The sequence below is a fragment of the Serratia sp. BNK-10 genome (assembly GCF_047456065.1).
GTDB classification, from domain to species: domain Bacteria; phylum Pseudomonadota; class Gammaproteobacteria; order Enterobacterales; family Enterobacteriaceae; genus Serratia; species Serratia ureilytica.
This window is the reverse complement of record NZ_CP179894.1, coordinates 4,158,992-4,180,041: the sequence shown is the minus strand read 5'-3', so window position 1 is coordinate 4,180,041 and position 21,050 is coordinate 4,158,992. Positions and strand designations below refer to the sequence as shown.

Annotated in this window: 17 protein-coding genes; 3 read left to right on the top strand and 14 right to left on the bottom strand. The window is 60.8% G+C overall.

What is annotated here, in order from left to right:
• Positions 1-6 precede the first annotated feature (6 nt).
• Positions 7-1,035 carry a zinc-dependent alcohol dehydrogenase family protein gene (locus tag ACMGG9_RS20045; RefSeq protein ID WP_042785383.1) on the bottom strand — a complete coding sequence of 343 codons (1,029 nt, stop codon included), beginning with the start codon at positions 1,033-1,035 and terminating at the stop codon, positions 7-9.
• 107 nt (positions 1,036-1,142) lie between these two features.
• Between ACMGG9_RS20045 and ACMGG9_RS20040 the strand changes: the two genes are divergently transcribed.
• Positions 1,143-2,063 carry a LysR family transcriptional regulator gene (locus ACMGG9_RS20040; protein WP_042785382.1) on the top strand — a complete coding sequence of 307 codons (921 nt, stop codon included), beginning with the start codon at positions 1,143-1,145 and terminating at the stop codon, positions 2,061-2,063.
• Positions 2,064-2,073: 10 nt separating this feature from the next.
• Here the strand turns inward: ACMGG9_RS20040 and ACMGG9_RS20035 are convergent, their stop codons facing one another.
• Both ACMGG9_RS20035 and metC read right to left on the bottom strand, forming a co-directional pair.
• Positions 2,074-2,736, bottom strand: coding sequence for a DedA family protein (locus ACMGG9_RS20035; protein ID WP_033644630.1), 663 nt, complete (start codon positions 2,734-2,736; stop codon positions 2,074-2,076).
• Between the two features lie 145 nt (positions 2,737-2,881).
• Positions 2,882-4,078, bottom strand: coding sequence for a cystathionine beta-lyase (gene metC, locus ACMGG9_RS20030; protein ID WP_033644631.1), 1,197 nt, complete (start codon positions 4,076-4,078; stop codon positions 2,882-2,884).
• Between the two features lie 430 nt (positions 4,079-4,508).
• Here metC and exbB point away from each other — a divergent pair, with 430 nt between their 5' ends.
• Together exbB and exbD are read left to right on the top strand one after the other, a co-directional pair.
• Positions 4,509-5,486 (top strand): tol-pal system-associated acyl-CoA thioesterase, encoded by a 978-nt coding sequence (gene exbB / locus ACMGG9_RS20025; RefSeq protein ID WP_414161661.1) that lies wholly within the window; start codon positions 4,509-4,511, stop codon positions 5,484-5,486.
• Positions 5,487-5,489: 3 nt separating this feature from the next.
• Entirely contained in the window at positions 5,490-5,912 is a 423-nt protein-coding gene (exbD, locus tag ACMGG9_RS20020; protein ID WP_004937307.1) for a TonB system transport protein ExbD, read from the top strand.
• A 56-nt stretch (positions 5,913-5,968) separates the two neighbouring features.
• Here the strand turns inward: exbD and ACMGG9_RS20015 are convergent, their stop codons facing one another.
• The 11 genes from ACMGG9_RS20015 to ACMGG9_RS19965 all read right to left on the bottom strand — a co-directional run bounded on the left by ACMGG9_RS20015 (position 5,969) and on the right by ACMGG9_RS19965 (position 20,712).
• Positions 5,969-7,012, bottom strand: coding sequence for a LacI family DNA-binding transcriptional regulator (locus ACMGG9_RS20015; RefSeq protein WP_033644632.1), 1,044 nt, complete (start codon positions 7,010-7,012; stop codon positions 5,969-5,971).
• A 21-nt stretch (positions 7,013-7,033) separates the two neighbouring features.
• Positions 7,034-8,443 (bottom strand): sucrose-6-phosphate hydrolase, encoded by a 1,410-nt coding sequence (locus tag ACMGG9_RS20010; protein WP_216474492.1) that lies wholly within the window; start codon positions 8,441-8,443, stop codon positions 7,034-7,036.
• Positions 8,443-9,813, bottom strand: coding sequence for a sucrose-specific PTS transporter subunit IIBC (locus tag ACMGG9_RS20005; protein ID WP_033644635.1), 1,371 nt, complete (start codon positions 9,811-9,813; stop codon positions 8,443-8,445). Before ACMGG9_RS20005 ends, ACMGG9_RS20010 begins: the two co-directional genes overlap by 1 nt.
• A 63-nt stretch (positions 9,814-9,876) precedes the next feature.
• Positions 9,877-11,286, bottom strand: coding sequence for a carbohydrate porin (locus tag ACMGG9_RS20000; protein ID WP_033651352.1), 1,410 nt, complete (start codon positions 11,284-11,286; stop codon positions 9,877-9,879).
• 195 nt (positions 11,287-11,481) lie between these two features.
• The gene (locus ACMGG9_RS19995; RefSeq protein WP_033651307.1) at positions 11,482-12,408 is read right to left on the bottom strand and encodes an aminoimidazole riboside kinase; all 927 of its coding nucleotides are present in this window, start codon (positions 12,406-12,408) and stop codon (positions 11,482-11,484) included.
• A gap of 197 nt (positions 12,409-12,605) precedes the next feature.
• The gene (locus ACMGG9_RS19990; RefSeq protein ID WP_033644638.1) at positions 12,606-14,729 is read right to left on the bottom strand and encodes a TonB-dependent receptor family protein; all 2,124 of its coding nucleotides are present in this window, start codon (positions 14,727-14,729) and stop codon (positions 12,606-12,608) included.
• Between the two features lie 160 nt (positions 14,730-14,889).
• Positions 14,890-16,026 (bottom strand): ABC transporter substrate-binding protein, encoded by a 1,137-nt coding sequence (locus tag ACMGG9_RS19985; RefSeq protein WP_033644639.1) that lies wholly within the window; start codon positions 16,024-16,026, stop codon positions 14,890-14,892.
• An 86-nt stretch (positions 16,027-16,112) separates the two neighbouring features.
• Complete coding sequence (locus ACMGG9_RS19980) at positions 16,113-18,260, bottom strand: phosphocholine-specific phospholipase C (RefSeq protein ID WP_164106432.1); 2,148 nt, start codon at positions 18,258-18,260, stop codon at positions 16,113-16,115.
• A gap of 123 nt (positions 18,261-18,383) precedes the next feature.
• Complete coding sequence (queF, locus tag ACMGG9_RS19975; RefSeq protein ID WP_046687812.1) at positions 18,384-19,223, bottom strand: NADPH-dependent 7-cyano-7-deazaguanine reductase QueF; 840 nt, start codon at positions 19,221-19,223, stop codon at positions 18,384-18,386.
• Complete coding sequence (locus ACMGG9_RS19970; RefSeq protein WP_033644642.1) at positions 19,201-20,097, bottom strand: queuosine precursor transporter; 897 nt, start codon at positions 20,095-20,097, stop codon at positions 19,201-19,203. The genes queF and ACMGG9_RS19970 overlap by 23 nt, the downstream gene beginning before the upstream one ends.
• A complete protein-coding gene (locus ACMGG9_RS19965) occupies positions 20,098-20,712 on the bottom strand; it encodes a helix-turn-helix domain-containing protein (RefSeq protein ID WP_033644644.1) in 615 nt (204 codons plus the stop codon). It lies immediately after the preceding gene.
• Between the last annotated feature and the right edge of the window lie 338 nt (positions 20,713-21,050).

The following is a 21,050-nucleotide window of genomic DNA, read 5'->3' as shown; positions in this document are numbered from 1 at the left end:
GGCGGGCTATGGGGTTAGCACGATCTTGCCGAACGGGCCGCGATCGAGGTGATCCAACGCCTGCGGCAGTTGATCGAGCCGGTATACCTGGTCGATCACCGGCTGCAGGTTGACGGCGTCCACGGCGCGCACCAGATCTTCCAGCGCGCGGCGGTGGCCGACGCCGATGCCCTGGATCGCCGCCGATTTCAGCAGCAGCAGGCCGGCGGGGGCGGTGATCTCGGCGCCCGCCAGCACGCCGATCACTGAGATGCGGCCGCCCACCGCCACGGCGCGCACCGAGTTGCCCAAATTCGGGCCGCCGACGGTATCGATCACATGGTCGATGCCGCGATCCTGCGTCAGCGCATAAATCGCCTCCACCCAATCGCCGTCCAGCCGGTTGATGCCATGATTGGCGCCCAATGCCAGGGCTCGCGCCAGCTTTTCATCGCTGCCGGAGGTGACATAGACCTCCGCGCCGTGGGCTTTGGCGATCTGCAGCGCGAACAGCGCCACGCCGCCGGTGCCTTGCACCAGTACCGTCTCGCCGGCATGCAGTTTGCCCTGTTCCACCAGCGCGAACCAGGCGGTCAGCCCGGCGCAAGGCAGGGTGCTGGCCTGTACGTCGTCCAGCGACGCCGGCGCCGCCACCAACCACTCTTCATGCAAAATCACGTATTCCGCCAGCACGCCCTGATAGAAGCCGCCAAGGGTGTGGTAAGGCACCTGGCGCGCATCGCCGTACGGTTTTTGCCGGCCGTCGATCCAGCCGGGGCTGAAGGTAGAAATGACCCGGGCGCCGGGTTGGAAACGGCTGACGCCGGGTCCGACGGCGTCGACCTCGCCGGCCATGTCCGAGGCGGGGGTGAACGACTGCGGCAGCGTCAGCCCCATGCCGCTTTCAATCATCATTTTGTCGCGGTAGTTGAGCGCTACCGCCTTCACTTTCACTCTGATCTCGCGCGGCCCCGGCTGCGGGATCGCGTCGGTGGTCAGCTGCAGGTGTTCACGCCCCAGGGCGTCCATCGTCCAGCGTTGCATCGTGTCGGTCATGATGTTCTCCAAAGTCTGCGATTAACGACCTGTCGATAATATCGTTGATGAAGGTTCGCCAGTGGCGATAAGATTTCCGCAGATTGTTTCTTTTAGAGCGACAAACCATGAGCGATCGATTGAGCGGCATTTCGGTATTCGTCACCGCCGTGGAGGCGGGCAGTTTTGCGTTGGCGGCCAGTCGGCTGCACCTGTCGCGCTCGGCGGTGGGGAAAACGATCGCCCGGCTGGAACAGCGGCTGGGCGTGCGGCTGTTTCATCGCACCACCCGCAGCCAGAGCCTGACCGACGATGGCGCGTTGTTCTATGAGCGTTGCCTGCGGGCGCTGGAGGAGATCCGCGGCGCGGAAACGCTGCTGGAGTCGGGCAAGCGGCAGGTCAGTGGCCGGCTGCGGGTATCGATGCCGGTGTTGTTTGGCCGCATGTGCATCGCGCCGCTGCTGACCGAGCTGACGCGTGAGCATCCCGGCCTGGAGCTGGAGCTGTCGTTCAGCGATCGGGTGGTGGATCTGATTGAGGACGGTTTCGATATGGCGATCCGCAACGGCACGCTGGCCAACAGCAATGGGCTGGTGGCGCGGCGCATCGGCGATCACCGCATGACGCTGTGCGCCTCGCCGGCCTATCTGCAGCGGTGCGGCGAACCGCACAGCATTGAGCAACTGGCCCAGCACGAGGCGGTGACCTATATGCGCGCCGGCGCGCGGCGCAGCTGGCGGGTGCTGGACGAAAACGGCGAGCCGCAGGAAGTGATGCCGAATAACCGATTGCAGATGGACGATTTGCAGGCGATTGCGGATGCGGCGACGGCCGGGTTCGGCATCGCCTGGCTGCCGTGTTGGCTGGTGCGTGAGCAGCTGTTGAGCGGGGCGCTGGTGCGCCTGCTGCGCGATCGGCCCGGCGCCGCCTTTGAAGCGCATGCGGTGTGGCCGCACACGCCTCACCTGCCGCTGAAGGTGCGGCTGGCGGTGGATACGCTGGTGAGCAAGTTGCCGCCTCGCCTGGCGTTGGTCGAGAAAGCGCTGTAGCGCGCCGGGATCAGGAAGAGGAAGCGCGTTTTTTACGCCAGACCACCAGCATGGCGCCGAGCAGGCCGACGAACAGCAGCAGCAGCGGCAGCAGCATCAGGCCGGTCATCACCTGGCTTTCGTGGCGTTTCACCAGCGGAATTTGGCTGAAAGCGTAGCCGAGGCCGACCAGCGCGCAGACCCAGATCGCTGCGCTCAGCCAGTTGAAAACCTGGAAGCGCGAGCTGTTGAGCCCGGAAATGCCGGCCATGGTCGGCAGCAGCGTGCGCACGAAGCCGAGGAAGCGGCCGATCAGCAGCGCCGTCAGCCCGTGGCGGTTGAACAGGTTATGCGCGCGCTGATGGTATTGCGCCGGCAGTTGCAGCAGCCAGCCTTTCACCAGGCTGGTGTGGCCCAGCCAGCGGCCCTGGATATAGCTCAGCCAGCAGCCGAGGCCGGCGGCGGCGGTCAGAATCAACAGGGTGGGGGCAAAGCCCATCACGCCTTTGGCGATCAGCGCGCCCGACAGCAACAGCAGGCTATCACCGGGGAGGAAGGAGGCGGGCAGCAGTCCGTTTTCCAAAAACAAGGTGGTGAAAAGTACGGCGTAAACCACCCAAATCACGCTGGGATCGGCGAGGGCGATGAAGTCCTGCTGCCAAAGCGCATGAATAATCTCTCGTAATACATCCATTTTATGTCCTGTTGCATGCCGGTTGCGCCCGGGGTCACGTTCTCCAGGATGCGGCGGTTACCGTATCTGACAGTTACCCGGTTAGTGTACCGCTAATAGCTTAAGCCGACATTAAACGAGACGAAGAAAATTACCGGAATCCGCCTTAGCGCACGCCGTTGAGGCGATCGAAGCCGGCCGCCAGATCGGCGATCAGGTCTTCGACGTTCTCCAGACCGATATGCAACCGCACCAGCGTGCCGGAAAAATCGACGCCGCCCGCCGGGCGGATCGCTTCCAGTTCTTCCGGCTGGTTGGCCAGGATCAGCGACTCGAAGCCGCCCCAGGAGTAGGCCATGCTGAAGTGGCTGAAGTTGTCCAGGTAAGCGGCCAGCTGCGCCTCATCCAGCCGCTCTTTCAGCACGAAAGAGAACAGCCCGTTGCAGCCGCTGAAGTCGCGGCGGTAGAACGCGTGGCCCTTGCAGCTGGGCAGGGCCGGGTGATTGACCGTCGCCACCTCCGGCCGTTCGGCCAGCCAGTTGGCGACCTCAATGCTGCTGCGTTCGTGCTGCTTGAGCCGCACGCTCAGGGTGCGCAGGCCGCGGCTCGCCATGTAGGCGGTGTCGGCATCCACCATCTGCCCCATCAGATAGGAGTACTCGCGCAGTTGCTCCCAACAGCGCGCGTTGGCGACGGCGGTGCCGAGCATGTAATCGGAATGGCCGATCAGGTATTTGGTGCCGGCCTGAATGGAAATGTCGATGTCGAAATCCAGCGCCTTGAACAGCACGCCCGCCGCCCAGGTGTTGTCTATCATGATCACCACGTCCGGCGCCACGGCGCGAATGGCCTGCACCATCGCCGGGATATCCTGCACTTCCAGGGTGATGGAGCCGGGGGACTCAAGGAACACCACGCGGGTATTGGGTTGGATAAGCGTGGCGATGTCGGCGCCGATCAGCGGATCGAAATAGGTGGTGCTGACGTTCATGCGGCCGAGGATGTGGGTGCAGAAGTCCTGGGTCGGTTCATACGCTGAGCCGGTGACCAGCAGGTGATCGCCGGCGCCGACGAACGACAGGATCGCATTGGCCACCGCCGCCGCGCCGCAGGGGTACAGCACGCAGCCGGCGCCGCCCTCCAGCTCCACCATCGCATCCTGCAGCGCGAAGTGGGTCAGCGTGCCGCGTCGGCCATAAAACAGCTCGCCGTGGGCGCGTTGCGCAGTGGCCTGTTTTTTGGCGGCGACGGAGTCGAAGACCAGGGAAGAGGCGCGTTGAGTCACGGGGTTGACGGAGCCCTGGGTGTAGCGTTTGCCGCGGCCGGCGCCGATCAGCGTGGTTTCGATGTGTTTTGACGTCATGGTACCTGGCTCACCTCTGGTTGCTCTGCACTGCCCGTTTGCGATAGCCCTTACGTTAGCATGAGTTATTATAGCCATCCAGACGTTTTAACTTCTGGATATAGAAACGGCTATAATTGGCTGCCGCCCGCGCATTTTTCGTGTCATCCTTCTGCCGAGCGGCCAGAGAGAAGCCCATTCATCGGTCGAGACGCCGTTCGGCAGCGTGGCGTTGTTGCGCCGTTGTGGGAGAAAAGTAACGAAATCGCCCTATAAAAGGGGCTTTTAGCGGTGAACGGGCGTGGATTGGCGTTTGGTTGCGGAGGTGTCTAAAATTTTCTCGTTTATTTGGTAAATAATAATGAGAACTACTATCAATCCCCGGTTGGTTTGATATGATCGCACGCTGAATTATTCCTTAATTTTGATCGGTAATGGGTGGAGGCACAGCGTGAAAACGGCTGGCAAGAATTTAAATCAAGGATCGTTCGGCCAGGGCCGGGCGCAGTGGGGCAAGGCCTTTGGCCGCAGCCTGATGGCTTCAATGGTGCTGGTCGTAGGGTTGGCCGGCAGCGCGCAGGCTGCGCCGGCGACCCATCCGGCCGTTGCCGAAAGCGTTGCGCCAGCCGCCGCGCCTGCGCCTGCAGCCGCCGCGCCGGAAAGCATCACGCCGGTGAACCCGGCGCCCACGATCCAGCCACCGGAAACCCGCGGTATGGACTTGTCCATTTGGGGCATGTACCAGCACGCCGACGCGGTGGTGAAAGCGGTGATGATCGGCCTGGTGCTGGCGTCTATCGTGACCTGGACCATTCTGTTCGCCAAAGGCAGCGAACTGCTGCGCGCCAAGCGCCGTCTGCGCCGCGAGCAGTCGGCGCTGGCCGACGCGCGCTCGTTGGATGAAGCTTCCGAGCTGGCGCAAAATTTCTCCCCGGAGAGCGTCAGCGCGGTGCTGCTGAACGATGCGCAAAACGAGCTGGAGCTGTCCGCCGAGTCTGACGACAACAACGGCATCAAAGAGCGCACCGGTTTCCGCCTCGAGCGCCGCATGGCGGCCTACAGCCGCAATATGGGCCGCGGCAACGGCTTTCTGGCCACCATCGGCGCCATCTCGCCGTTCGTCGGCCTGTTCGGTACCGTATGGGGCATCATGAACAGCTTCATCGGCATCGCCCATTCGCAGACCACCAACCTGGCGGTCGTGGCGCCGGGCATCGCCGAGGCGCTGCTGGCGACCGCAATGGGCCTGGTGGCGGCGATCCCGGCGGTGGTGATCTACAACATCTTCGCCCGCGTCATCAGCGGCCATCGCGCCCAGGTGGGCGACGTGGCGGCCCAGGTCTTGCTGCTGCAGGGCCGCGATCTGGATCTGGCCGCAACGGCGGAAGCCAAGCGCTCACAGCACGCACATCAACTGCGGGCGGGGTGAGTCATGGCGATGCGCTTAAATGAAGATCTGGACGACAGCGGCGAACTGCATGAAATCAACGTGACGCCGTTTATCGACGTCATGTTGGTGCTGTTGATCATCTTTATGGTGGCCGCGCCGCTGGCAACGGTAGATATCCGCGTCGATCTGCCGGCTTCTTCCGCCAAGCCGCAGCCGCGGCCGGAAAAACCGGTCTTCCTGTCGGTGAAGGCCGACAAGCAGCTCTACGTCGGCGATCAGCCGGTGAATGCGGATCAGCTGACCTCGGTGCTGGATCAACGCACTCAGGCGAACAAAGAAACCACCATCTTCTTCCAGGCGGACAAGAGCGTGGACTATGAAACGCTGATGAGCGTGATGGACACCCTGCGTAAAGCCGGTTACCTGAAAGTGGGGCTGGTGGGCATGGAAGGCGCCGCCAAGTAGCGGCAGCAAAACGATAAAGGGCGCTCAGGCGCCCTTTTTTTACGGCTAAAGAGCTGTCACGCCTTTGCCAACAAATCCCTGGAACCGGCATGGCGCCAGTGGATGCGGCCCGGCAGATACAGCGCGTTCTGTTCCAGCGGCCGCTCGTCGATAAGCGCGGTGACATTGTCGAAGCTATGTTGCGCCAGTGCCAGGCAGTCTTGCGCGACCGTGTCTATCTTCAGCGTCATGCAGTCGAACAGGTAGTGATCGTCGAAGCTGCACAGGTGAATGTCGCTCTCCATCAGCTGATGCTGAGTCAGATAACGCAATACGCCTTCCAGCAGGCCGCAGGCGGCGGTAAACAGCGCTTTGGGCGGACGCCCCAACTGTGCGCACAGCTGAGCGAACATCTCGTAACCTGAGCTGGGGTGATAGTTGCCGTTGATGATCCATTCCGGTTTGCACGTTACGCCGGCGCGCTCCAGGCCAAGCTGGAAGCCGGCCAGGCGATCGCGGGTCGGCGAAATGCGCGGCTGCCCGCCGAGAAAATAGATCTCATCCGGATGTTGGCGCGCGACCGTTTCCACCAGGTCGGCGGTCGAATTGACCGAATCGGTGATCACCAGCGGCAGTTCGGAGCCGGCGATCAGGCGATCCATCTGCACCACCGGCAGCCCGGCGTTGATCTTCTGGTATTCTGCGTCGTTCAACTGGCTGGAGGCGACGATCAAGCCGTCCACCTGCCGCTGTACCAGACTGTTCACCGCCATCATCTCCTGCGCCGGGTTTTCATCGGTGCAGGCGATCAACAGCTGCAGGCCGGCTTCGCGGCACAGCGTTTCCAGCTCGCGTGAAATCACTGCAAAGCCGTAGTTGGTCATCTCCGGCACCACCAGCCCCAGCGTGTGGCTGCGGTTGGAGCGCAGGGAGCGGGCGTGGATGCTGGGCTGATAATGGTGTTCGTGCGCCAGCGCCAGAATGCGGTCGCGGGTGTCGTCGGACACCCGGTATTCCTTGCTGCGGCCGTTCAGCACCAGGCTGGCGGTCGATTTCGACACCCCGGCCAGCGTGGCGATGTCACTGATGGTAATGCGTTTATTTTTTTTCACTGACGCCATCTGAAGTCATCGGAGGATGCGTCATTCTAGCATGCATGGCGTCAGCGGCCAGTATTCCAACGCCAGCGGCGCGTTTCCGGACAGCCGCAGTTGCGGCTCAATGGCCGGGAAGTAGCGCGCGCTCATCACGGCCTCGCCGCGGTTGATGAAGATCTCCACGCTGGAACGATCGAACAGCAGCTGCAGATGCGTGACCGGGCCGCGCCAGTAACGGTGCTCCGGCTGGCCGTCGGCCAGGGAAGCGCGCGTCAGCCGCAGCCTTTCGCCGTCCCAGTTCAGCGTCATTGCGTCGCCAAAGGCGGCGTTGAACGCGCCCTGCGGCGCCAACTGCAGCTCCGCGGCCCCCAGCGCGCAGGCGGGGGCGTCATCGGCGCGGCCCTGCCAGCATGTTCGTTCGCCGCGCAGCTGTTGCAGCTCGCGCGCCGGACGCTGCTGGAGGCGGCCATGCCGCAGCGACAGCTCGCGCGGGCAGGTCATGGTGTGGATCCAGCCGTAGCGGCGCGTCGGATGGGCTTCTTCATCTTGCTCGGGCACGCCCATCCAGCCGAACAGCAAGCGGCGGCCATCTTCCGTCAGCGTAGTCTGCGGCGCATAAAACTCGAAGCCGGCGTCCAGTTCGCGGAATTCGCCGTGACGGAAGGCCGCCTGGCGGTAATCCAGCTTGCCGATCAGATAACCGGCCTGATAGCGATTGAGGTAGCGTTCCGGCTGCGGCGTCAGCCCCTGCGGGCAGCAGATCAACACGTCAGCGTCGTCCAGCGAGAACAGATCCGGGCACTCCCACATGTAGCCGAATTCGCCTAAGCCGTTCAGGCCGGAACCGGCGATCTCGCCCAGCGGTTGCCAGCCGCGCAGATCGGCGGAGCGCAGTAACAGCACCTTGCCGCGATCCTGCAAGTCCCGCGCGCCGAGCACCATGTACCACGCATTCTGATGACGCCACACTTTCGGATCGCGTACGTGCCCGCTGTAGCCCGCCGGCAGCGGCAGCACCGGCCCGAGTTTGCGGTACTCGCCCCGATCGCTTTCCTGAGCCAGGCACTGGTAAGCGGTGCGTGAGCCGTCGGGGAATTTCACGTTGCCGGTGTAGATCAGCGTGATTTTGTCTTCCGCCACCACCGCCGAGCCGGAGTAACAGCCGTGGCTGTCGTAACAGGCGCCCGGCGCCAGGGCGATCGGCTGATGCGCCCAACGCAGCAAGTCGGTTGACTGCCAATGTCCCCAGCACTTGTTGCGATGGTCGCAGCCCAGCGGATTCCATTGATAGAACAGATGATAAACGCCGTTGTGCTGAATGAAGCCGTTGGGATCGTTCAGCAGGCCAACGCTGGGCGCCAGATGCCAGGCCGGGCGGTGCGGATCGCGCAGCGCGAGTGGCAGGCCGTTCATGACCGCCCGCATTGCCTGTTTGATTAGGCTGAGCTCCTCCATCATTGCGCGTCCGTTTTATATTTCAGCAGCAGGGAGAGGGCGAAGGCGCTGCCAAACGCGATCGCCAGGCCGATGATATAGCTGACCAGCGAACTGGCCTGCACGATCGCCATGCCGGGGATCGCCGTCAGCCCGACCGCGTTCATGCCGACATGATTGGCCACCACCCAGGCGCCGCCGAGTGCGCCGCCCGCCAGCGCCGCCAGGAACGGTTTCACGAAGCGCAGGTTGATGCCGAACAGCGCCGCCTCGGTGATGCCGAGCATGGCGGAAAAGGCTGAAGGCACAGCGATGGCTTTGATTTTGGCGTCGCGCGTTTTGAAATACACCGCCAGGCAGGCGCCGCCCTGAGCGATGTTGGCCATCGACCAAATCGGCAGCAGGAAGTTGACGCCGATGTTGGGGTTGCCGAGCAGCCCGGCCTCCACCGCGTGGAAGCTGTGATGGATGCCGGTGATGACAATGGCGGAATAGAGGCCGCCGAACAGCAGGCCGGCGAACCAACCGGCATGGGCGATCAGCGTGCTGAGCACGAAGGAGATGCCGTCGCCCAGCGCCCGGCCGGCGGGGCCGATAAACAGCAGGGCGACAAACCCGGAGATCACGACCGTCAGGAACGGCGTCAGGATCAAATCCAGCGCGTTGGGGATCACCTTGCGCAGGCGTTTTTCCAACAGGCTCATGAACCACACCGTCAGCAGCACCGGAAATACCGTGCCCTGATAGCCGATCATGGCGATCTCCAGACCGAAGAAGTTCATGGTATGGAACCCTCCGGCGACGCCCCAGGCGTTGGTCAGCGCCGGGTGCGTCAGAATGCCGCCGAGCGTGGCGCCCAGATAGGGGTTGCCGCCGAATTCACGGGCGGCGGTGAAACCGATCAGAATCGGCAGGATAATGAACGCCGCCGAGCTGAACATGTTCAGCATCACGAACAGCGCGCTGTCGGCATCCGCCCAGCCATAGGTTTTCACCATGCCGAGCAGCCCCATCAGCAGGCCGGAGGCGACGATGGCCGGGATGATCGGCACGAAGATGTTCGACAGCAGGCGGGCGATGCGCTGCAGCGGGTTGAGCTTTTTCGCCGCGATATCGGCGGCTTCGGCCTTGCTGGATTCGCTGACGCCCGCCGCCTTGATGAATTCCGCATGCACCTTGTTGACCAGCCCGGTGCCGAAGATCACCTGGATCTGACCGGCGTTGCTGAAGCAGCCTTTGACGCCGTCCAGTTTGCCGATGGCCTCTTTGTCCACCTTGCTGTCGTCCACCAGCACCAGGCGCAGGCGCGTGGCGCAGTGGGCGGCGCTGGCGATGTTCTCTTTACCGCCGAGCAGCGGCAACAGCGCGTTGGCGGTTGCGGTAATGTCCATGTTGTCCCCTTGCTGAATTAAAATGCCGCCGCGCTCTGCGCGGCGGAAATACGTTCATCGATGTCAGAAGAAATACTTGAATCTGGCGCGCACGCCGTAACGCTGGTCGTTGTCGCCGTTGGCGATCTTGTTCTCGGCGTTGGCTTCCAGCAGCGAAACATAGGCGCCTAAATACACATTGAAATTCTTCATATTCATAATGTTAGGTATCTGATACGACGCGTGAACGGTGTGGATGTCGTAGTTGCCCGGCTCGCTGAGCGGATTGTGGATATCGGCGGCGATCCCGGCGGTATTGAACTCTTTGATGTTGTTGTGCGCATAGATATAACCCAGTTCGAAGCGCCGCCACAGCACGTTGACGCCGGCGGTCAAGTCCTGCTCGCCGGCGGCGTCCAGGTAGGCGGTGCTCAGGTTGGCCACCACGCCGTTATCCGGATCGGCCGCGTTGGTGTTCCAGCTCATGGTCATGCCGTAGCCGTTGCGCTTGGATTGATCGACGAAGCGGCCCTGGCTGTCCTGATAGCCGTAGGCATTATTCACCACGTTGCTTTCCATCGCCGCCGCGATGCTGAAGGCCTCTTTCTTCCAGGCGATCACCGGGCGCAAATAGGCGACGTTTTTCTTATTGTTCAGCGCATTGCCATGGTAGCTGTTGTCCTGGAACAGCGAGGTGCCGTCTTCCACCAGCGTGTTCAGTTCGAAATAGACATCCCCGGCGTATTTGCTCAACATCAGGTTTCCGCCGCTGCTGCTGCGGCCACGGCCTTCTTTCATCATATAGATATAGCCAAAGCCGTCAGCGTAAAGATCGTTGGCGGTGTTGCCTGAATACTGAATGAAAGTGTCCTGATTCAGCGGGAACATGTCGTAGGCTTCGAAGCGGCCGATTTTGGTTTGCCAGTTCTTTTCATTGCCGAAGAAGAAAGCGGCGTCGTCCAGGTTCATTTTGCCGGTCATGTCCGCCAGCGGCTGGACGCTGAAACCGGAGAAGTTGCCGTCCGGATTGCGGCGATAGCCGTCCAGCCCCACCAGAATGCGGCCGTTGATATCCCAGCGCTCTTTGTTGCCGGGTTTCCAATCCTTGTGATCGCTGCCTTTCAACGACGTCAGTTGGCCGCTGCGGCTGGCGCCGTCCAGATTGAACTCCACGTCGCCGTAGAGCTTCAGATCGTTGAAGCCGTTCAGTTTCAGCGCGCCGGTTGCGGGGGATTGCGTTTCCAGCGCGGCGGCGCGTTGCGCGACCCGCGCGGTTTGCCGCTCGGTGCTGGCGGTGCGCTGCTCCAGCTGTTGCGCCCGGCGTTCCGCCGCCGTGGCGCGGGTTTCAGCCTGAGCGGCGCGCTGTTCCGCCTGCGCCAGACGTTGTTCCAGCGCGTTAAGACGCGCCTCGATACTGCCGTCGCCGGAGGCCGCAGCGGCAGAAGTGGAGAGGAAAAGCCCTGTTGTTATCGCCAAATAGCTGAGTTTTTTCATCATCGTCTATCATCCGGGAAGGGTTGTTATTATTTTTTGCTAAATTGCTAAACCGGTTTTTCATGGCGAAAGATAACGATCGAGAAGCGGACTGGCAATCAAGTTTGCTAACCCGATTCAGCTATTGTGATCGAGTGCGCAAATCGTGGGGTTAAAAGACCACGGCGCCCAGGGGATCGCCGTGGATGCAGAGGATCAGCGCAGAAAAGCGGCGAGCTCTTCGGCGCGCGGCAGGGCGGTCATGGCGCCTTTGGCGGTGGTGGCCAACGCGCCGCAGGCCTGAGCCTGGGCGATAATCGCCGGCCATTGCGCTTCTTGCGGCAATGCGTGAAGGCGCGCCAGCGCCGCTAACAGCCCGGCGACAAACGCGTCGCCGGCACCGGTGGTATCGACCGGCACGACAGGCGCCGCGCGGAAATGACGCAGCCGTTGGCCGTCATGCACGTAGACGCCGTCGCCGCCCAGCGTGACCAGCAACAGGCGCAACGGGTAGGTTTGCATCATCCAGCGGATGCCGTTCTCCACATCGTCAAGATGGCTGATGAAAACCAGCTCTTCGCGCGACAGTTTCACCACGTCCGCCAGCAGCAACGCCTTTTGCAGGCAGGGGCGCAGCGCTTCCGGTTGGTGCCAGATCTCTTCGCGGATATTGGGATCGAAACTGACCCGCCCGCCGGCCGCCCGAATGTTTTCCATTGCCGTAAAGGCCGCGCTGCGGCTGGGCTCCTGCGACAGCGCGATGGAGCAGAGATGCAGCCACTCGCCGCGTTGGAAGGCCGGCAGATCGTCAGGCTGTAAAAACAGATCGGCACTGGGCTGTACCATGAAAGTGAATGAGCGTTCACCGTGCTGATCGAGATCCACCACTACCGTGGAGGTGTGGTGTTCGGGATCCGAAAGCATATGGTCAATATCCACCCCTTCTTCGCTCAGCACCTGCTGCAGAAAGGCGCCGAAGCTGTCTTGCCCCACTCGGCCGATAAAGGCGCTGTCGCCGCCCAAGCGGGCGACGCCCACCGCCACGTTAGCCGGCGCGCCGCCGGGGCATTTAAGATAACTGTTTGAATTTTCTGGCACCAAATCGACCACTGCGTCGCCCAGCACCCATACGCGATTCGCCATGCTTAATCCCTGTTTCTACCGATGTCTGATGGGTGGCTAAAATAGAAGAACCGGTTTAGCAAAGCAATGAAATAATGCGTCAGGCGTTTGGGGAGTGAGGAAGATCAAAAAATAGGGCGGGTCAGGCGCAGGAAATACCGCCCGAGATGCGAGCGGGCGGTATGGATGAGCGAAGCGCCTGTAGTGGGCGCTGGGGGTCAGAATGCGACGGAACCCTGCACGAAGAAGGTGCGCGGTTCACCGACGTACTTGCCGAAGTTATTGTCGTTGGAGCGGGTAAAGTAGCGCTGATCGAACAGGTTTTTCACCCCGGCGCCCAGCGTCAGGTTCGATAGCTGCGGCCCGAAATTATATTCCCCGCGCATGTTCCACACCATGTAACCGGCGATATTGCCGAACTGACCATCGGCGCTTTCCTGCGTGACGTACTCCGGCCCGGTGCCCGGCGAATGCTGTTTGGACTGCGCGTAACCGTCCAGATTCCATACCCAGTTGCCGGTGGCGTAGCGCGTGCCGACGGTATAGACCTGGCGCGAGTAGAACGGCAGGTCTTTACCGGCGAAGTCGCCCTTGTCGGTGCTGGCCTTGGTGTAGGTATAGCTGGTGTAGACGCTGGCGCCGTCCAGCGCGCGGTTCAGCTCGCTGAGATCGTAGCTGAGCGCCAACTCGATGCCTTTGTGCTTGGTGGCGCCCATGTTGGTCCAGCCCACATCGTTGCTGATGTATTGCAGCTGATTATCGAAGTCGATATAGAACAGCGTGGCTTCGGCCTTGACCACGGTGTCGTCGTAGCGGGTGCCGAACTCATAGGTATGCGCTTTTTCCGCCGTCAGCCCCGGCGCAGGCTGGTTGCCGTTGCCGCCTTTGGTCAGCTGGAAATACTGCATGCTGCCGAACGAGGTGTTGGCGTTGGCGAACAGTTTCCAGGCGTCGGACAGGTGGTACATCACGTTCAATGACGGCAGCGGTTCGCTGTAGCTTTTCTCGCGGCTGATGTTGTTGAACGAATCGTCCACGTGGGTGCGAATGCTTTCATAACGCAGGCCCGGCGTGACCGTCCAGTTGCCGACGTTAATGGTATCGTCGATATAGAACGCGTTGGCTGCGGTGCCGCCGGAGGTGTGCTGGTAATAGTCCGGGGTATCCGGCGTGGCGCCGACATTCGCCGGGTTATACCAAGCCGAACGCGACGCCTTTTCATCCATGGTTTCATTCAGGTAGCGGTAACCGAGGGTGATCTCGTGCGCCATATCCCAGAAGCGAAACAGCTGCGAATAGCTTGGTTCGATCGCCCAGGTCGAATAGTGGCGCGGATAGGACACCATGCGCCGCAACCCGGCATTTTTGCCGGTGCCTTCCGACTCGATGTTGCTGCCGCGGTAGCTGTCGGTGAAGTAGGTCAACACTTCGAACTGTTTGTCGTCTTCCTGATGTTTGTATTTGAACGACATATCCTTGCGGCGGCCTTCGAACTGGTCCCAGGGACGCGTGGACTGGAACGGGTTCTGCGCGTATTGCGCGCTGCTCAGCCCGCCCGGCATGCCGGCTTTGGCGTCGTAGTAGTGGAAATTGGCCAGCAGTTCGTCGCGATCGGTGAACGCATAACGCGTTTTCAGCATGAAATCGTCGATGTCGGTGTTGTCGTTGTTGTCGCGGTAGCCCTGGCCGTGCAGGCCGGAGTAAAGCAGCTCGGCACCGAAGCCGTTATCTGCGGTGCCGCCCACCGAGGCGCTGGTCAGGGTCTTCAGGCCGCCGTGGCTGGCGCCCTGAGTTTGCACGCCGGCGGTGCCGCCAAACGCTTTTGGAATGTCGCGGGTGACGAAGTTGATCACGCCGCCGACGTTTTGCGGCCCGTAACGCACCGCGCCGCCGCCGCGCACCACGTCAACCGATTGCAGGTTGCCGATCGACAGCGGCGCCATCGACAGCTGTGGCTGGCCGTAAGGCGCGACGGCCAACGGAACGCCGTCCATCAGAATGGTGGATCGCGGAGAAAGGCGTGAGGTCAGGCCGCGCACGCCGACGTTGAGCGAAATGTCGCTGCCGCCGGTGCCGTTGCTGTCGCGCACCTGCACGCCGGGCACACCGCGCAGGCTGTCGGCGATGGTTTGGTCGCCTTGCTCATGCATCTGCTGCTGAGTGACGATGGATCGCGCGCCCGGATGGTTGAGCAGCACCGAACTGGTATCAGGGTTGTCCAGCCAGTTGCCGACGACGGTTACCGTATCGGCATCGTTTTGAGATGAGTTATCAGCAGCAAGGATGGGGAAAGCAACGGCGATAGAGGTCGCCAGCAGGGAGAGGCGAAAAAGAATTGACATAATAATGCCTTAGAAGTTTCAGACCCGGATGTGTTTTTTTAGAAACGACAATCTTAATGATAATTATTGGCAAGTAAATAGAATTGTTATGGAATAGTTAAGTGGGTAACTACATGAAGGATGCCGGTAGCAGGGCCCGGTTGGCGGGCCCTGGCGGGGATTATTGCGGCGTAAGCCAGAAGACCCCGCTGTAATCCAGCGCGGTGAATTTCTGGTGCACGCTTTCGATATCCGCTTGCGGATCAATATCTTTAAACAGCGCCGGGTGCAGGAATTTGGCGATCGCCTCGACCGCGATAAAGTTGAGCGGCGTGTCGTAAAATTGATGATAAATCGCCATCACGCGTTTTTCTTTCACCGCTTTCAACACGTTAATGCCGGTGCGATCCAGCAGATGCGCCAGTTTCTTTTGGCTGGTGGCCATATCGGTGGTGTAGCCCAGCGGCACGGCCAGCGTACCGCGATGGCCACGGCTCCAGTCGGCGCCGGTCAGCAGATAGAAATCCGGATTGCTGGCGATCACCTGTTCGACGTTTACTTCACCGCCCATGTCTGAAAACAGTTTGCTGCCGATATTGTCGCCGCCGGCGGTATCGATAAACTGCCCGAAGCTGCCTTTGCCGAAGGTATTGCAGCACTGCTCGCCTTTGATGCCGGCGCTGCGTTCGATGAAGACGCTGGGGCGCTGCTCCGGTTTCAGCGTGGCGACGCGCTGGCGCACCAGCTCGAGGCGTTGCTGATAGAAACGGATAAAGGCGTCGGCGTTGGGCTGCTCGTCAAACACTTTGCCCAACAGCGCCATGCTGGCGACGGTGTTGGTCAGCGGCTGCTGGCGGAAATCGATGATCAGCACCGGGATGCCGACTTTTTCCAGCTGGGTCAGTACGCCGCTGTCCTTCAATTTGCTCAGCAGACCGATGTCGAAAATGATCAGGTCCGGTTGGCGCACCACCGCGCTCTCCACGCTGAAGTCACTGGTGTAGGGGTTGTCGAAGGTGGGGATTTGCATGACCTGAGGGAATTTTTTCGCATAGGCCTCAACCAGATCCGGGGCTTTGACCTTCAGCGAGTTGTCCCAGGCGATGATGTTTTTCAGCGGCTCCTGCGGATGCAGAATATTCAGCGCCAACAGCGCTCGGGCGTCGGCCAGGATAACGCGCTTGGCCGGTTGCGGCAGCGTAACCTGACGGCCGGCGACATCGGTAACGACGATCGGCGCGGCTTGAGCGGCGCCGGCCAACAGCAAAACGCAGGCGGCCAGCCAGCGGCCGGCTTTGGCGATAAGAACAGCGGACATGGAGATCCTTGAGTAATCGGCTAGGAACGAGAACGCAATGATAAGCGATATCCTTTCGCTTTTTGAACCTCTTCGCTGTCGATAGGTTACTCCTGGCCCATCAGCGGGTCGCTGACGCTGTGTTCGCCATCCTCCAGTCGGCCCGCCAGGCGGCGCCGCCAGCCTCCGGCGCTGTGCAGCGCAAGATCATACCAACCGCCGCTGGCGCGGGCGTCAAACGTTTGGCGGTGGCTGCCGCCCGCAGGCAGCGTGATGGGCCACGGGCCTTGTTGCGTGTAAGGGCAGCGGTCGAGAGTGACCGTCACCGTTTCGGCACCTGGGTTATCCAACTGCAGCAGCAGGCTGCGGCCCGTCGGGCGCAAACGCACTTCCGGCTGCGGCCGGCTCAGCGCGCCGCGCATTTCACGATGAAAACCGTTGGGGCCGAGCAGCCACAGATGGTACTCGTCCTCCGTCTGCCAGTCGTCGCTGACCGCCTTGCCGGCCTCGACGGTATAGCGGCGCGGGATCTGCGTCAGATCTCGCCGGTCGTAGACGTGAAACACCGCCCCTTGCTCGCCGGTATTGAACAGGTTCAGCGTTACGCGCCGCTGCTCGGCCGCGACGCTGACCTCGACGTGCAGCTGATAGGGCAGTGCGCGAGAAGGGCGCGCCAGGCGGCGTTGGTGTGGCAAACGCTGGCGGGCGGGCGGCGGCAGCGGCACCTGCGGCAGCTGCTCCTGGCGTTGACGCAGACCGTCGGCGGCGTGGCGGCTGGTGGCGGGCAGGCTCGGCAATGCTTCGCCGTTAGGATCGACAAAGTTGAACGCCGAGGTGAGATCGCCACACACCGCGCGGCGCCAGGCGCTGATGTTGGGTTCATGCACCTGAAAGCGCTTTTCCAGGAATTGCAGCACCGAGGTGTGATCGAAGACCTGCGAATTGACCCAGCCGCCGCGGCTCCAGGGCGACAGCACCAGCATCGGCACCCGCGGGCCGGGGCCGTAGATGCGGCCGTCCGGCGGCGGCTGGTTCTGCGAGCCGGGCGGCGCCACGTGCTGGAAGATCTCGGTATCGAACGGCACCGTCGATTTACCGGCGAAGCTGCCGTCTTCGCGCAGCGACGGCGCGGAAGGCGAAGGCATATGATCGAAAAAACCGTCGTTTTCGTCGTAGTTGACCAGCAGCACGGTTTTACTCCACACCTCCGGGTTGTCGGTCAGCGCGTTGAGGATCTCTTGCGTGAACCAGCCGCCCTGCACCGGGCTGGAGGGATCGGGATGTTCCGAATAGGCCGCCGGCGCGATGATCCAACTGACCTGCGGCAGTTTGCCCTGCTGCACGTCGGTGCGGAATCCGGCCAGCATGGCGTCCAGATCGTTGCCGTCGGCGGCCGGCAGGGTGTTGCCGTTGCCTTTGTACAGCGGCGCGGTCGCGTTGAGCTCGTCGCGATAAGGCACGAAGGCGTTGAAGTCTTTTGGCGGCCGAGCCGGGTTGCCCACCTGAATGCTGGCGGCGCGGTATTGGCGAAAGCCCGCCAGCGGGTTGTCGGTAAAGTTGTCCGGCAGGAATTGGTACACCTTCCAACTGACGCCGCTCGCCTCCAGCCGTTCCGGATAGGTGGTCCACCGGTAGCCGATCTCTGCCGGGCCGGGGCTGTCCCATTCGTTGACCACTACCGCCACGTCGGCGGCGGACGGGCCGTTGGTGCCGGTCCAGTGGAACAGCCGATTGGTGTTGGTGCCGGCGTGGATGGAGCAGTGATAGGCATCGCACAGGGTGAAGGCGTTGGCCAGCGCGAACTGGAACGGCAGCTCCTGCTGGCGGTAGTAGCCCATCGAGGCCGGCGTTTTGTAGGTGGGCCAGGCGCTCATGCGGCCGTGATCCCAGGCGGCTTGCTCATCCACCCACGAGTGCGGCGTGCCGGTGACGCGCTGGGCGTTGCCGCGTTTGCTGTCCAGATGGTAGGGCAGCACCAGCCGTTCGGCGCCTTGTTGCTGCCAGACCAGGCGATCGCCGGGCAGTGGAATGGTAAATCGATCGCTGAAGCCGCGCACGCCCGGCAAGGTGCCGAAGTAGTGATCGAAAGAGCGGTTCTCCTGCATCAGGATCACCACGTGTTCGACGTCGCGCAGGGTGCCGGTGCGGTTATTGGCGGGAATGGCCAGCGCTTTGCGAATCGAGGCGGGCAACAGCGAGAACGCCGATCCGATGGCGGCAGCCCGCAGGATGTCTCTGCGAGAAAGGTCAGGCATGCGTCGTTAATCTCCGTCAGTGTGCTTTGAAGATAGCCGCTGACGACGATAATGGCGAAAAATAACAGGGAGATGAAAGCGAGAGAAACAATGCTCCCTGGCGGGAGCATTGGGGGATGGGGCTTACTGTCTGATCAGGCGGCCGAGCGTCGGCGCCGTTTCGAAATCGCTGCGGAAGGGGTTGATGTCCAGGCCGCCGCGGCGGGTGTAACGCGCGAACACGCTGAGTTTTTCCGGGCGGCAGCTCTGCTTGATGTCGTTGAAAATGCGCTCGACGCACTGCTCGTGGAATTCGTTGTGCTGGCGGAAGGAGATCAGGTAGCGCAGCAGGCTTTCGCGATCGATTTTGCGGCCTTCATAGCGGATCACCACGCTGCCCCAGTCCGGCTGGTTGGTGACCAGGCAGTTGGATTTCAGCAGATTGGAAGACAGCGTCTCCGCTACGTGCTCCCCTTGATCGGCCGCGCCGCTCAGGTATTCCGGTTTGAAGGCGAAGTCGTCGACCGCGATATCCAGATCGTCGATGTTGATGCCCGGCAGACGATCGATCTGAGCCGGATAACCTTCCAAACCCGGATAGAGCTTGACGGTGACCTGGCCATTGGCCGCCTGCGACAGATCCTTCTGCATGGCGGCGCTCACCTGTTCCACGCTGTCGAAGCGCGTTTGGTTGAAGCTGTTGAGATACAGCTTGAACGATTTGGATTCGATCAGGTTGGAAGAAGAGTGCGGGAAGGTAAATTCGCCGATGCCCACCACCGGTTTGCCCTTGCCGTTGAGCCACGACAACTCGAAGGCGGTCCACAGATCAAAGCCGCTGAACGGCAGCCGCCGTTCGTCCACGCCGATCAGATCGCGGCCGCGTGCGCGCGGCAAGGCTTCGAGCAATGCGGGAGCATATTGGTCCGGATAATCGGAGTTCGCGCCAAGATGGGTGATCTTATCTTGCTTTTGGATATGCATATTCATTGCCCTTTGCTTGTTCGGTATTGATGTAGCGGTTAAACAGACTGCGGGTGGCGTAAATCGGCCCGACGCCCAGCAGGGCGTAAACCACCTTGATCAGGAACTGAGACAGGATCATGGTTTTGATGATGTCCCAGCTCAGCACGTTGTAGAACGCCAGCGTACAGAACACCACGCTGTCGATGGCCGATGCGATTACGGTGCTGGTGATCACGCGCACGAACAGGTAGCGGGAGTTGGTCAACTCCTTGATCTTGCAAAGCAGATAGGAGTTGACGTTCTCGGAGATCAGATAGGCCGCCGAAGAGGCCACCAGCACCGCCATGATGCTGTGAACGATGCCGTTGTAGGTCTCGCTGTACTCCCACTGTGGAATGCTCGGCACCAGCGTCGTCACCCAGACGCCGAGGACGAAGGTCAGGTTGGCGATGAACGAGATGATGATGGTGCGTCTGGCCAGCCGCAACCCATAGAACTCGTTGAGAATGTCCACCAGGATGAACGTGAGCGGATAGATGAAGATCGCCGGCGGCGTGATGAGATTCAGCACCGGAATTTGGATCGGCTTGACGCCGCACAGCGTCGAGAAGATATAAATCACGCTGAGCGCCACGGTAATAATCAGGTAGGCGTACCAGGAACGTTCATGGCGATCGCTGAGCTCATAGGCGGTTTTTTGTTGATTGTCGCCGTAGAGTTTACGGTACAGCGCCTGCAGCTCGTGCCGGCTCAGATCTTCCGATATTTCGCTGTCGGCCAGCTCATTGAGCCCCATGGTAATGGTTTTGCCGGTGGCCAATACCATGACATTGGCCGCGATGGTGCCATGTCGGGTGAAGCCCAACAGCTTGAACTTCTGATTCGGTTCCATTTATAACCTTTCTCCAACGATATAACCCAGGAATTGCACCGTCTCCTGAAGGCGTTTGTCCATGCTTTCGCTGTCTTTGTCGTCAACCACAAAGAAGCCGCTTTTTCCCGAGTGATACAGCAAAGGTGAATCGCAAATCAGTACCGGCGGACGTTTGATGATAATGACTTCGCCCGGAATGAATGACCCTTTAATTTCGGTCTCTATTTTCATTGCCAACATGTTCGACTCATCGCCGAAGAAATAAGTCAAAGGAAACTCGGTGACCAGTTGCCCGATCTTGCGCTGCGAGACGGCCAGATAGCGCGACTGCGGGATCACCGGAATGGCGGAAGGGTTCTTGTTGCCTTCGGTGGACAACGTTTCGTTGAGCAGCTCCAGTTTTTCCAGATCGTAGTCTTCGATCTCTTCACAGGAGACACCGAAAAAATCGGAAATCCGATTAACGGTGGATTGCTGAACGTTGTTCACTCTTCCATCAAGAATTTTGTATAGGGTAGTGCGCGTCAGGCCGCTGCGGTTGGAAAAGGAAGCCTTGGTTTCACCGCGGGTACGCATTAGATATTCAATATTTTTAATGATGTTGATTTTGCGCTGTGCGTTGGGGGTTTTCATAGGCTGTCCTTACAAACATTACGCTGGCTTCACTATATCTTACGCGTTGGCGTTGTCCAGATAAAAAGGCGCAGGAAATAGGATAACAGACTGATTATTTTCGTTAATTATTGCTTTCTGTCAGCGGCTTGGCGGGGGGCGGGCGACGTGGATGCGGAAGGCGGTTTGGGGAAATGATAAAGCTGTGCAAATCAATTGATTAGCTTTTGCTTATGGAAAAGTGAACACAAAAGCCAATTTTATGTTCACTTTTATGTTGACCAAAGGCGATTTCATGGGCTACTGTTCATGCAAGCTGAAGTTTTTCTTTACGATCAAAACACTGAAGCTAACGACTT

Bases quoted from the DNA above. Each gene is read 5' to 3' on its own strand.
- ACMGG9_RS20005 (WP_033644635.1), bottom strand. From the start codon at position 9,813: ATGGACATTACCGCAACCGCCAACGCGCTGTTGCCGCTGCTCGGCGGT.
- ACMGG9_RS20000 (WP_033651352.1), bottom strand. From the start codon at position 11,286: ATGAAAAAACTCAGCTATTTGGCGATAACAACAGGGCTTTTCCTCTCC.
- queF (WP_046687812.1), bottom strand. From the start codon at position 19,223: ATGCATATCCAAAAGCAAGATAAGATCACCCATCTTGGCGCGAACTCC.
- ACMGG9_RS19985 (WP_033644639.1), bottom strand. From the start codon at position 16,026: ATGTCCGCTGTTCTTATCGCCAAAGCCGGCCGCTGGCTGGCCGCCTGC.
- exbD (WP_004937307.1), top strand. From the start codon at position 5,490: ATGGCGATGCGCTTAAATGAAGATCTGGACGACAGCGGCGAACTGCAT.
- ACMGG9_RS19990 (WP_033644638.1), bottom strand. From the start codon at position 14,729: ATGTCAATTCTTTTTCGCCTCTCCCTGCTGGCGACCTCTATCGCCGTT.
- ACMGG9_RS19995 (WP_033651307.1), bottom strand. From the start codon at position 12,408: ATGGCGAATCGCGTATGGGTGCTGGGCGACGCAGTGGTCGATTTGGTG.
- ACMGG9_RS19970 (WP_033644642.1), bottom strand. From the start codon at position 20,097: ATGGAACCGAATCAGAAGTTCAAGCTGTTGGGCTTCACCCGACATGGC.
- ACMGG9_RS20040 (WP_042785382.1), top strand. From the start codon at position 1,143: ATGAGCGATCGATTGAGCGGCATTTCGGTATTCGTCACCGCCGTGGAG.
- ACMGG9_RS19980 (WP_164106432.1), bottom strand. From the start codon at position 18,260: ATGCCTGACCTTTCTCGCAGAGACATCCTGCGGGCTGCCGCCATCGGA.
- ACMGG9_RS20035 (WP_033644630.1), bottom strand. From the start codon at position 2,736: ATGGATGTATTACGAGAGATTATTCATGCGCTTTGGCAGCAGGACTTC.
- ACMGG9_RS20015 (WP_033644632.1), bottom strand. From the start codon at position 7,012: ATGGCGTCAGTGAAAAAAAATAAACGCATTACCATCAGTGACATCGCC.
- ACMGG9_RS19965 (WP_033644644.1), bottom strand. From the start codon at position 20,712: ATGAAAACCCCCAACGCACAGCGCAAAATCAACATCATTAAAAATATT.
- ACMGG9_RS20045 (WP_042785383.1), bottom strand. From the start codon at position 1,035: ATGACCGACACGATGCAACGCTGGACGATGGACGCCCTGGGGCGTGAA.
- metC (WP_033644631.1), bottom strand. From the start codon at position 4,078: ATGACGTCAAAACACATCGAAACCACGCTGATCGGCGCCGGCCGCGGC.
- ACMGG9_RS20010 (WP_216474492.1), bottom strand. From the start codon at position 8,443: ATGGAGGAGCTCAGCCTAATCAAACAGGCAATGCGGGCGGTCATGAAC.